The sequence below is a fragment of the Streptomyces sp. 15-116A genome (assembly GCF_025290915.1).
Classification (GTDB): Bacteria; Actinomycetota; Actinomycetes; order Streptomycetales; family Streptomycetaceae; genus Streptomyces.
This window is the reverse complement of record NZ_JAOCQE010000213.1, coordinates 1-11,389: the sequence shown is the minus strand read 5'-3', so window position 1 is coordinate 11,389 and position 11,389 is coordinate 1. Positions and strand designations below refer to the sequence as shown.

General features: G+C 71.2%; 8 protein-coding genes and 1 pseudogene. 8 read left to right on the top strand and 1 reads right to left on the bottom strand.

Annotated features, from left to right (window positions below; genetic code table 11):
- The first annotated feature begins 59 nt into the window (after positions 1–59).
- The 4 genes from rodA to N4P33_RS26240 all read left to right on the top strand — a co-directional run bounded on the left by rodA (position 60) and on the right by N4P33_RS26240 (position 7,183).
- Positions 60–1,262 (top strand): rod shape-determining protein RodA, encoded by a 1,203-nt coding sequence (gene rodA / locus N4P33_RS26255; protein ID WP_260829250.1) that lies wholly within the window; start codon positions 60–62, stop codon positions 1,260–1,262.
- A gap of 67 nt (positions 1,263–1,329) precedes the next feature.
- Positions 1,330–2,898, top strand: coding sequence for a CYTH and CHAD domain-containing protein (locus N4P33_RS26250; protein ID WP_260829249.1), 1,569 nt, complete (start codon positions 1,330–1,332; stop codon positions 2,896–2,898).
- A 96-nt stretch (positions 2,899–2,994) separates the two neighbouring features.
- Positions 2,995–4,974 (top strand): TIGR03960 family B12-binding radical SAM protein, encoded by a 1,980-nt coding sequence (locus N4P33_RS26245; RefSeq protein ID WP_260829248.1) that lies wholly within the window; start codon positions 2,995–2,997, stop codon positions 4,972–4,974.
- 151 nt (positions 4,975–5,125) lie between these two features.
- Positions 5,126–7,183, top strand: a complete 2,058-nt coding sequence (locus tag N4P33_RS26240; protein ID WP_260829246.1) for a restriction endonuclease — start codon at positions 5,126–5,128, stop codon at positions 7,181–7,183.
- Between the two features lie 25 nt (positions 7,184–7,208).
- On the opposite strand, the gene N4P33_RS26235 is transcribed toward N4P33_RS26240, so the two are convergent.
- Positions 7,209–8,096 carry an NAD(P)-dependent oxidoreductase gene (locus N4P33_RS26235; RefSeq protein WP_260829245.1) on the bottom strand — a complete coding sequence of 296 codons (888 nt, stop codon included), beginning with the start codon at positions 8,094–8,096 and terminating at the stop codon, positions 7,209–7,211.
- Positions 8,097–8,145: 49 nt separating this feature from the next.
- Here N4P33_RS26235 and N4P33_RS26230 point away from each other — a divergent pair, with 49 nt between their 5' ends.
- The 4 genes and pseudogenes from N4P33_RS26230 to N4P33_RS26215 form a co-directional block, all read left to right on the top strand.
- A complete protein-coding gene (locus N4P33_RS26230) occupies positions 8,146–8,496 on the top strand; it encodes a helix-turn-helix domain-containing protein (RefSeq protein WP_260829244.1) in 351 nt (116 codons plus the stop codon).
- Positions 8,497–8,647: 151 nt separating this feature from the next.
- On the top strand, positions 8,648–9,766 hold the full coding sequence (locus N4P33_RS26225) for a hypothetical protein (protein ID WP_260829243.1): 1,119 nt from the start codon (positions 8,648–8,650) through the stop codon (positions 9,764–9,766).
- A gap of 48 nt (positions 9,767–9,814) precedes the next feature.
- Positions 9,815–10,600, top strand: coding sequence for a TIGR03936 family radical SAM-associated protein (locus N4P33_RS26220; RefSeq protein WP_260829241.1), 786 nt, complete (start codon positions 9,815–9,817; stop codon positions 10,598–10,600).
- A gap of 259 nt (positions 10,601–10,859) precedes the next feature.
- Positions 10,860–11,389: pseudogene (locus N4P33_RS26215) on the top strand (ribonuclease E/G); the annotation flags it as partial.

Below are 11,389 nucleotides of genomic sequence, written 5' to 3'. Positions count from 1 at the left end.
GGCCGCCCACGCGGCCACGCCCGCCGGCGGCGCGGCGCCGCGGGCAGGAGGGCCGTGACATGACCGGCGGTGTCAACAGCTTCCACGTCTCCGGGTACGGCCCCGAACGCGCCGGCTGGACGCGCGTCTTCGCCCGCGACTCCCTGGCCCGGCGCCTCGACTGGCCGATACTGCTCTCGGCGATCGCCCTGTCGCTGCTCGGCTCGCTCCTGGTCTTCTCCGCCACCCGCAACCGCACCGAGCTCAACCAGGGCGACCCGTACTACTTCCTGGTCCGGCACCTGCTGAACACCGGCATCGGGCTGGCCCTGATGGTCGGCGCGCTCTGGCTCGGCCACCGCGCCCTGCGCACGGCCGTGCCGATCCTCTACGGCGCGTCCGTCTTCCTGATCCTGCTGGTGCTGACCCCGCTGGGCTCCACCATCAATGGCGCCCACTCCTGGATCAAGCTCCCCGGCGGCTTCTCCCTCCAGCCCTCGGAGTTCGTCAAGCTGACGATCATCCTGGGCATGGCGATGCTGCTGGCCACCCGCGTCGACGCGGGCGACAAGCAGTACCCCGACCATCGCACGGTCCTCCAGGCCCTCGGTCTCGCCGTCGTGCCCATGCTGATCGTGATGCTGATGCCCGACCTCGGCTCGGTCATGGTCATGGTCGTCATCGTGCTCGGCGTGCTCCTCGCCTCCGGCGCCTCCAACCGCTGGGTCTTCGGCCTCATCGGAGCGGGCGCCGCCGGCGCGGTCACCGTCTGGCAGCTCGGGGTCCTCGACGACTACCAGATCAACCGCTTCGCCGCCTTCGCCAACCCCGAACTCGACCCGGCCGGCGTCGGCTACAACACCAACCAGGCCCGCATCGCCATCGGCTCCGGCGGACTCACCGGCTCCGGACTCTTCAACGGCCACCAGACCACCGGCCAGTTCGTCCCCGAGCAGCAGACCGACTTCGTCTTCACCGTCGCCGGTGAGGAACTCGGCTTCGTCGGCGGCGGGCTGATCATCCTGCTGCTCGGCATCATCCTGTGGCGCGCCTGCCGCATCGCCCGCGACACCACCGACCTGTACGGCACGGTCGTCGCCGCGGGCATCGTCGCCTGGTTCGCCTTCCAGTCCTTCGAGAACATCGGGATGACCCTCGGCATCATGCCGGTCACCGGTCTGCCCCTGCCGTTCGTCTCCTACGGCGGCTCGTCGATGTTCGCCGTGTGGATGGCGGTGGGCCTGCTGCAGTCCATCCGCCTGCAGAGACCCCTGTCCGCCTAGCCCTCGGTCCCCCGGCGTATGGAGCGGCCCACTGCCGCTCCGTACACCGGGCGACTAGATTCGGTTCATGGCGGACACCAAGCGCGAGATCGAGCGGAAGTACGAGACCCGGGACGGCGCACTGCCCGAGCTGACCGGCGTCCCGGGCGTCGCGTCCGTCCAGGACAAGGGCGTCGCCCACCTGGACGCCACCTACTACGACACCGCCGACCAACGGCTGGCCTCCGCCGCCCTCACCCTGCGGCGCCGTACCGGCGGCACGGACGCCGGCTGGCACCTGAAGTTCCCGGTCGCACCCGGCGTACGGGACGAGATCCGCGCCCCGCTCTCCGACGACCTCCCCGAGGGCCTCGCCCGGCTCGTCCGCTCCCGCGTCCGCGACCGGGAACTGCGGCCCGTGATCCGGCTGCGCTCCGACCGCGACGTACGCCACCTCCTCGACGCGGCCGGCCGGCTCCTCGCCGAGGTCAGCATCGACGCCGTCCACGCCGAACGCCTCACCGGCGACGGCGGCACCGCCCGCTGGACCGAGATCGAGGTCGAACTCGCCGACGGAGGCGACCCCGCCTTCCTCGACACGGTGGAGAAACGGCTGCGCAAGGCGGGGGTGAGCCGGTCGGGCTCCGCGTCGAAGCTGGCGCGGGCGCTGGAGGAGACGGCCCACGGCGACTCACCGGCACCGGCCACCTCGGCTCCGGTACCCACGCCCTCCTCGAAGCCGAAGAAGCGCAAGCGGCAGAAGGCCGACCAGCCGGTCACCGCCGGGGACCATGTCCTCGCCTACGTCCGGGAACAGCGCGACGCCCTCGTCGAGCTCGACCCGGCCGTCCGGCAGGACGCCCCCGACTCCGTGCACCGGATGCGCGTCGCCACCCGCCGCCTGCGCAGCACGTTCCGCAGCTTCGGCAGCGTCCTCGACCGCGAGGTCACCGACCCGATCGCGACCGACCTGAAGTGGCTCGCGGGAGAGCTCGGCCTCGACCGCGACCAGGAGGTCCTCGCCGAGCGCCTGCGCACGGCCCTGGACGCCCTGCCCCCCGCCCTCGTCCACGGCCCCGTGCACGACAGAGTCACCGCCTGGTCCCGGGCCGGACACAGCGGGGCCCACAGCCATGTCACCGCGATCCTCGACTCCCGCCGCTACCTCACCCTCCTCGACACCCTCGACGCCCTGCTCATCGACCCGCCGCTGCGCAAGAAGGCCTCCGGCAAGCCGGGCAAGGTGCTCGCCAAGGCCGTACGCAAGGATCTCGACAAGCTCTCCGCACTGGTCACCCAGGCCCTCGCCCTGGACCCCGGCCCCGAGCGCGACACCGCCCTGCACGAGGCCCGTAAGAAGGCCAAGCGCACCCGTTACGCCGCCGAGGTTGCCGCTCCCGCGCTGGGCCGGCCGGCGAAGAAGCTGATCAAGTCGATGAAGCAGCTCCAGAGCCTGCTCGGCGACCACCAGGACAGCGTCATGGCCCGCCAGACCCTCGGCGAGCTCGCCGCGGTCGCCCACGCGGCCGGCGAGAGCGGCTTCACCTACGGTGTGCTGTACGGCCGCGAGGAGCGGCGCGCGGAGATCACCGAGACGGCCCTGCCGGGGGCCTGGGCGTCGATGAAGAAGGCGATCGAGAAGCGGGCCGCCTTCTGATCGTGCGGGGGACCGCCGCGACCGCGTTACGCTTGATGGTCACCCGTCCCCAGCCGCCGGCCGGGGTCCCCCAGCCAGCACACGAAGGTTCGCGAGATGCCTGCCGAAGCCGCCGAGTCTGTGAAGTCTGTGTTTCCGCAGCTCGAAGCTCTCCTCCCGCATGTGCAGAAGCCGATCCAGTACGTCGGCGGAGAGCTCAACTCCACGGTCAAGGATTGGGACAGCTGCGACGTCCGCTGGGCGCTGATGTACCCCGACGCCTACGAGGTCGGACTGCCCAACCAGGGCGTCATGATCCTCTACGAGGTCCTCAACGAACAGGACGGCGTCCTGGCCGAGCGCACCTACAGCGTGTGGCCGGACCTGGAGGCGCTGATGCGGGAGCACGGCGTCCCGCAGTTCACCGTCGACAGCCACCGCCCGGTCAAGGCCTTCGACGTGCTCGGCCTGAGCTTCTCCACCGAGCTCGGCTACACGAACATGCTCACGGCCCTGGACCTGTCCGGCATCCCGCTGGAGTCCAAGGACCGCACGCTCGACGACCCGATCGTCATGGCCGGCGGCCACGCCGCGTTCAACCCCGAGCCGATCGCCGACTTCATCGACTGCGCGGTCATCGGCGACGGCGAGCAGGCGGTCCTGGAGGTCACGCGGATCATCCGCGAGTGGAAGGAGGAGGGCCGCCCCGGTGGCCGCGAGGAACTCCTCTTCCGCCTGGCGAAGACGGGCGGGGTGTACGTCCCCGGCTTCTACGACGTCGAGTACCTCCCCGACGGCCGTATCGCCCGCGTCGTACCGAACCGCTCCGGCGTCCCGTGGCGGGTGTCGAAGCACACGGTCATGGACCTCGACGAGTGGCCCTACCCCAAGCAGCCCCTCGTCCCGCTCGCCGAGACGGTGCACGAGCGCATGTCGGTGGAGATCTTCCGCGGCTGCACCCGCGGCTGCCGCTTCTGCCAGGCCGGCATGATCACCCGCCCCGTGCGGGAACGTTCGATCACCGGCATCGGCGACATGGTGGAGAAGGGCCTGAAGGCGACGGGCTTCGAGGAGGTCGGCCTGCTCTCCCTCTCCTCCGCCGACCACTCGGAGATCGGCGACATCGCCAAGGGCCTCGCCGACCGCTACGAGGACGACAAGATCGGCCTCTCGCTCCCCTCCACCCGGGTCGACGCCTTCAACATCGACCTGGCCAACGAGCTGACCCGCAACGGCCGCCGCTCCGGTCTGACCTTCGCCCCCGAGGGCGGCTCGGAACGCATCCGCAAGGTCATCAACAAGATGGTCTCGGAAGAGGACCTGATCAGGACCGTCGCCACGGCCTACGGCAACGGCTGGCGCCAGGTGAAGCTGTACTTCATGTGCGGCCTGCCCACCGAGACCGACGACGACGTCCTGCAGATCGCCGACATGGCGACGAAGGTCATCGCCAAGGGCCGTGAGGTGTCGAACTCCAACGACATCCGCTGCACGGTCTCCATCGGCGGTTTCGTCCCCAAGCCGCACACCCCGTTCCAGTGGGCGCCCCAGCTCTCCGCCGAGGAGACCGACGCCCGCCTGGCCAAGCTCCGCGACAAGATCCGCGGCGACAAGAAGTACGGCCGCTCCATCGGCTTCCGCTACCACGACGGCAAGCCCGGCATCGTCGAGGGCCTGCTCTCCCGCGGCGACCGCCGCATCGGCGCCGTCATCCGCGCGGTCTACGAGGACGGCGGCCGCTTCGACGGCTGGCGCGAGCACTTCTCCTACGACCGCTGGATGCAGTGCGCGGAGAAGGCGCTGGCCCCCTTCGGCGTGGACGTCGACTGGTACACCACCCGCGAGCGCACCTACGAGGAGGTCCTCCCCTGGGACCACCTCGACTCGGGCCTCGACAAGGACTGGCTCTGGGAGGACTGGCAGGACGCCCTCGACGAGACGGAGGTCGAGGACTGCCGCTGGACGCCTTGCTTCGATTGTGGGGTGTGCCCGCAGATGGACACGTCCATCCAGATCGGCCCCACGGGCAAGAAGCTGCTGCCCCTGACCGTCAAGAACGGTGGTCCCACGCCCGCGTCGAGTGGGCACTCTCACTGATGTGAGCGAGTCGTGGCTTCGCTGAGGCCCTTCTCCGCAACTTGATATTCAGGACGGCGATTGCTGGATACAGTCGTTTTGTTACACCTGGTTGTGGGGGCGACCAGAGTTCGGTCGGCGGTGCCGACGTCCTGGGGAGGGCAAGTAGCGGATGAGTCGTCGCTCTGCTGGTCATGTCGGTGCGTGGGCTGAGATTCAGCGGCAGCGGCAACGTCAGTTCGAGGCCGAGGCGAGACGGCAGCGGGAGGAGGCCCGGCAGGCGCGCGCGTACCAGCGGCTCGCCGAGCAGAGCCACCGGGAGTACTGCCAGGCGGAGGCCAGGCGGCGTACCGACGAGCTGGACGCCCGGGTCGCGGCCCTGCAGGGCCTGCTGACGGCGGGTTGCCGGGCGCCGGGCTTCCGGGCGTCGTCCCTGCTGCGCGTGGAGGACGTCCCGCCGTTCGACCCGGGGCCTCTCGCGTGGCCGGTGCGGATGCCGGACCCGAGCCGGTATCAGGCGCAGGGCGGCTGGACGGCCGGCCGGCGTGCGCAGGCCCAGGCCGAGGCGCAGGCCCGGTTCGAGCGGGACTGGCACGCCGCGCAGGTCGCCGAGGCGCAGCGGCAGCAGCAGTTGGCCGCGTTACAGCGGGACCACGAGCAGCGGGCGGAGGCTCTGCGGGCCGAGGTGCGCCGGCACAACGCCGGTGTCACGGAGACGGCCGAGGGGGTCAGGCGGGGCGACCCGGATGCCGTGGTGGAGTACTTCTCCGCCGCGCTGTACGCGTCGACGGCCTGGCCGGAGGGGTTCCCCCGGCAGGTGGAGGCGGCGTACGACGCGGCCGGGCGGCAGCTGGTGCTGGACTGGGAGCTGCCCGGCTACGGCGTCGTCCCGGAGGCCAAGGCGGTGAAGTACCTCTTCAACCAGCAGCAGTTCAAGGAGACGGCGCGTCCGGTGACGCAGCGCCGTGGGCTGTACCGGGAGGTGCTGGCGCAGGGTGTGCTGCTGGTGCTGCATCAGCTGTTCGTGGCGGACGAGCACGGCGTCCTGGACTCCGTGGCCCTGAACGGCTTCGTGGAGGCTCCCGACCCGGCGACGGGCCGGCGGGCGTGCGTCTTCCTGGCGACGGTGATGGCTCCGCGGGCGGTCTTCACGGACCTCCATCTGGAGCAGGTGGACCCGGTCAGCTGTCTGACCGACGCGTTGCGGGGGCAGCTCTCGGCGAAGCCCGACCAGCTCACCGCCGTGCGGCCGAGCCGGCAGCCCCGGGACGTCGGGAGCGCGGTGGCCGCCCACGGTGGTGATCACGAGCCGGATCTGTACGCCATGGACCCGGTCGCCTTCGAGGCTCTGGTCGCCGATCTGTTCCGTGCCATGGGCATGCAGGCCGTGACGACGCAGCGCTCGAACGACGGCGGCGTGGACGTCGACGCGATGGACCCGACTCCCATCCGCGGCGGCAAGATAGTCGTCCAGGTGAAGCGGTACCGCAACACGGTGCCGCCGACGGCGGTGCGCGACCTGTACGGGACGGTCCAGGACGTCGGCGCCAACAAGGGCGTCCTGGTCACCACCTCGGGCTTCGGCCCGGGCTCGCACACCTTCGCCCGGGGCAAGCCCTTGGAGCTGATCTCGGGCGGTGAGCTCGTCGACCTGCTGCACCGGCACGGGCTTCGCGGACGGCTGGGGGAGAGCCGGCCGACTGCCTCGGCCCAGCCGGCACCCCCCGACACCGATGCTTCGCCCGATGACTACAACGTGCTGGGCATGACGTGGTCCGGCAGTGTCGCGCTCGACGTGTGCGCGCTGGTCTGCCGGGGCAGCCGCGTCCTCAGTGAGGATCACTTCGTCTTCTTCAACAATCCGCAGACCCCGGACGGTTCGGTGCGCGCCATACCCGCGGCGGGGCCGGACAAGGCAGCCATCCGTGTCGCCTTCGACGCGCTACCGGACGCCGCCGACCGGTTGGTGCTGGTGGCCGCGGTGGATCCGGAGGTGAATCCGGACGCCGACCTGGCCGGCTTCACCGATGCCTGTATCCGGCTGCTGGACCCGGCGATGACCGAGCTCGGCCGGCTCGAGGTGTCCGACGGGCGGGCCCGGGAGACCGCGTTGGTGCTGGGCTCCTTCCGGCGCAGGTCCAACGGCGACTGGGACTTCGTGCTGGGCGGGAAAGGCTACGTGGGCGGCCTGGAGCAGCTCGTCCAGGAGCACGGCATCGAAGTGGAGTAGCGGGTGGCGGCCGGCTTGCCGGGGCTCAGCGGCGGCCCAGGAGTTCGGCGATGCGGGTGAAGCCGTCGGAGCCGTGGCCCAGGCCGATGGCCCGGCGGGCCAGGCCCTCGGCCGCGCGCATCACTCCCGCGTCGATGCCGTGTGCCTCGGAGGTGTGGACGATGTGCGCCATGGACGACACGGCCGAGGTGATCGGATTGCCGTCACCGGAGTAGGTGCCGCTGTCGGCTTCCTCCGCCGTCTCCTCGAAGATCGGCGGGAGGATCTCGCCGATGCCCTTGGCGAAGGGCGCCAGCTCCCGCGCGGTGATGCCTTCGGCGCGGGCCACCGCCAGGGCGTGCGCATAGCCCGCCATCGCGGTCCAGAAGATGTCGAGCAGGGCGATGTCGTACGCCGCCGCCCGGCCGATCTCCTCGCCGAGGTGGGTGTGGCTGCCGCCCAGCGCCTCCAGAACGGGCAGGTGTGCGCGGTAGAGGTCCTCCGGACCGCTGTGGAGGAACACCGCGGCCGGCGTTCCGATGGTCGTGGTGGGCGTCATGATCGCGCCGTCCAGGTAGCGAATCCCGTGCTCGGCCGCCCAGGCCCCGGCATCACGGGCCCGGTCCGGTGTGTCGGCGGTCAGATTGATCACCGTGCGGCCCTTCAGCGCGTCCGCCACCGCCTCGCGGCGCAGAACGGCGTCCACCGCGTCGTAATTCACCACGCAGACCACCGTCACGCTGCTCGCGGCGACCGCTTCCTCGGCCGACCCGGCACTGACCGCGCCCCGTGCCACCAGTTCTCTGTCCCGGCCGGGCGTCCGGTTCCACACCGTGGTGCGCAGGCCGGCATCCAGGAACGCGCCTGCCAGGGATCGGCCCATCGGCCCCAGTCCGAGGACGGTGACGGCAGACTGTCGGTTGGGTGAGGACATCTTTCAACTCCCATGAAAATTGTGGCAATTCGTGATGAACGGGGCAGATGTGACGCGTAGTCGGGCCAAGGATCCGAATGTCTGTGGTGTGACCGCCGCGATCGCCGTGATCGATGGCAAGTGGAAGACGGCGCTGCTCTGGCTGCTGGAGTCCGGTCCGCGCCGCCCGGGTGAGCTGCGGCGGCAACTGCCGGGACTCAGCGAGAAGGTGCTGACTCAGGCACTCCGCGAGATGGAGGCCGACGGACTGGTGCACCGGGAGGTGCACGACGTGCTCCCGCTGAAGACCACGTACTCCCTGACCGCGTTCGGCCGGGAACTCTCCGAGGCGCTGGCTCCTCTCTCCGACTGGGGCCACCGCCGCTTGCAGAGGCTCACCGAGGACCGGCCGGCGTCATGACGCCGGCCGCCCTTCACCAGGGTGCCCCGGTGGCCGTCCGCCGCCCAGTACCCACAAAAAAGTGGCTACTCCGGATCGCATGATCATCACGATTGGGTGTGGGCCTCGGCGTTCGGGATCCGGGTGAGGGAGGCAGTGCGTCTACCTCGGTATGGATCTGGAGAAGGCTGACGGCCGGGCCCACGGGGGCGGGGAGGGGTGTCTTGTCACGGCGATCCGCATTCCGGTGCGGATCGTGGTGCTCGTGCTCGTCGTGCCCGTGCGGATGGTGTGGGACGCGCTCGTCGTGACCGGGCGGTGGCTGAACGACGCGCTGTTCCGGCCGCTCGGGCGGGCCCTGCTGTGGCTGGGACGGGCGGTGTTCGTATGGCCGTTCGTGGGGCTGTGGCGGTATGTGCTCACTCCGCTCGGGCGCGCGACGGTGTGGCTCGGGAGGATGCTGTTCGTCGTCCCCGCCGTGTGGCTGTACCGGTGGGTGCTGACGCCGATCGGGCACGGGCTGGTCTGGCTCGGGAACGTGCTGGTCGTCGTGCCCGCGGTGTTCCTGTACCGGTACGTGCTGACGCCCCTCGGACATGCCGTGATGTGGGTGCTGCGCGGGGTGGGGCTCGTACTCGCCGCGCTCGGGGCCGGGGCGTACGCCGTCGTCGCCTGGCTGGTGCGGTATCTCGTGGTCGTCCCCGCCGTGTGGCTGTACACCTGGGTGCTCACGCCCCTCGGGCACGCGATCGCCTGGTGCGCCCGCGGCGTCGTCTGGACGGTCAGCATGATCGTCACCGGCATCGGGATGGCGCTGTACTGGACCACCCGCGTGCTGTTCGAGCTGCCCGCGCTCGCCCTGTGGCGGTGGGTGCTGGTGCCGGTCGGGCGGGTGCTCGCCGTGATCGGGCGGGAGATCCTCGACGCCCTCGGGCATGCCTGGCGGATCGCCGGGCACCTCTCGCTCGCCGTCGGGCGGTTCCTCGGCACGCTCTTCCGGTGGATCTTCGTGGAGCCGGTGCGGTGGGTGTACCGCAGCGTGCTCACGCCCGTCGGGCATGCCGTGCGTGACGCCGTGCTGCGGCCCGCGGCCCGGGCTGCGCGCAGCGTCGGGCGGGCCACCCGGCAGGCGCTCGCCTCCGCCCGCGATTCCGTACGACAGGCCCGCGCCGACGTCCGCATGATGCTCTTCGGCGAGCCCCGGCAGCCGCAGCTCGCGGACCGGCGGGAACCTCCCGGGCGCGAGACACGTACTCTTGGTAGCAGTACGACCGCTCTCACGAAGGACTGAACGACACTGGGCAAGCGACAGCCCGTAGGCCCGCCGCCCGCACCCGCGGTGCAGCGCATCCGACTGCGCTACACCAAGCGCGGCCGCCTCCGGTTCACCAGCCACCGTGACTTCCAGCGCGCCTTCGAGCGTGCGTTGCGCCGTGCCGAGGTGCCGATGGCGTACTCGGCGGGGTTCACACCGCACCCGAAGGTGTCGTACGCCAATGCCGCACCCACCGGCACGGGCAGTGAGGCGGAGTACCTGGAGATCGCCCTGACCGAGCCGCGCGACCCCGAGCGGCTCCGGATCCTCCTCGACGAGTCGCTGCCCACCGGGCTCGACATCGTCGAGGCGGTCGAGGCCCGCACCTCGGGGCTCGCCGACCGGCTCACGGCCTCCGTGTGGGAGCTGCGGCTGGACGGTGTGGACATCGAGGACGCCCGCCGCGCGGTGGACGCCTTCGACGCGGCCGAGACCGTGGAGGTCCAGCGGCTCACCAAGAACGGCGTCCGCACCTTCGACGCCCGTTCCGCGGTCGCCGGACTGGAATGCGTCCCGGCGCACTCCGCCGATCACTCCTCGCAGGCTGATAGGCCGAGTGACCGGCCCTGTGCGATACTGCGGCTGGTTGTTCGGCACGTGACGCCTGCCGTACGACCCGACGACGTCCTGTCCGGTCTTCGCGCCGTGGCCGACCTGGCGCCGCCGGTCCCCGCAGCGGTGACCAGGCTGGCGCAGGGGCTGTTCGATGAAGAGACCGGCACGGTGACCGACCCGCTCGCGCCCGACCGCGAGGCAGCGAAGGCCCGCTCAACGGCCGATCCGACTGCCACCGCGACGGCGCCGGCGTAAGGAAGGTTCCGCGAAGGGACGAACGTCGTAGCGCCGCCCTCGAACTCGGGAGCCACCTGGGTCGGGCAGCGCACCGACCAGAAGACTTTCGCCAGGCCGTACGCATTCGGCGTACGGAACCGGCGAGACAGGACACAGAGAGCTTCCGAGCGGCGCCCGCGCCCCGGACGGCGGCACCGCGCATCGCGCGAGCCGCGGACGTCACCGGCACTGCCGGACCAGGTGCGGCGCCCGGGAGCCTGACGGGAGAAACGCCCGCATGCTCGAACCGACCGAGCCCACTCAGGGTTCCGAACTGAACACTCCCAGCGACACCTTGCCGCCGCGCAGGCGTCGTCGTGCCGCTTCCCGCCCGGCGGGACCGCCCGCCGGCACCTCCGAGGCGACGGCCGAGACGGCCGAGGTGGTCACGCCGGCCATACCGGCCGCTGAGTCCGCCGAGCTCGCCGAGCAGGCGGAGGAGGAGAGCGCCGAGGCGGCGGCTGCCGCTGTGGCCGAAGAGGCTCAGGCGTCTGCCGGGTCTTCGGAGACCAAGGAGCAGGAAGAGGCCGAGGCCGCTCCGCGCCGGCGCCGCCGCGTGGTCCGCCGTGCCGCCGCACCGGCGGGGGCGCCTGCGTCCGAGGAGGCGGCCGAGACCGTCGTACCGGCGACGAGTGCGGCGACTGCCGAGGCGGTGGCTGCTTCGGCCGCCGACGAGGCGACCGAGACCGCTGCGGCTGTCGAGTCCGTCGCGTCGTCGCAGGAGGCCGCGCCGCGTCGTACCCGTCGTCGGGCGACGCGCAGTGTGAC

Excerpts from the sequence above, each read along its gene's own strand:
- N4P33_RS26225 (WP_260829243.1), top strand. The coding sequence starts at position 8,648 with ATGGATCTGGAGAAGGCTGACGGCCGGGCCCACGGGGGCGGGGAGGGG.
- N4P33_RS26240 (WP_260829246.1), top strand. The coding sequence starts at position 5,126 with ATGAGTCGTCGCTCTGCTGGTCATGTCGGTGCGTGGGCTGAGATTCAG.
- N4P33_RS26235 (WP_260829245.1), bottom strand. The coding sequence starts at position 8,096 with ATGTCCTCACCCAACCGACAGTCTGCCGTCACCGTCCTCGGACTGGGG.
- N4P33_RS26250 (WP_260829249.1), top strand. The coding sequence starts at position 1,330 with ATGGCGGACACCAAGCGCGAGATCGAGCGGAAGTACGAGACCCGGGAC.
- rodA (WP_260829250.1), top strand. The coding sequence starts at position 60 with ATGACCGGCGGTGTCAACAGCTTCCACGTCTCCGGGTACGGCCCCGAA.
- N4P33_RS26245 (WP_260829248.1), top strand. The coding sequence starts at position 2,995 with ATGCCTGCCGAAGCCGCCGAGTCTGTGAAGTCTGTGTTTCCGCAGCTC.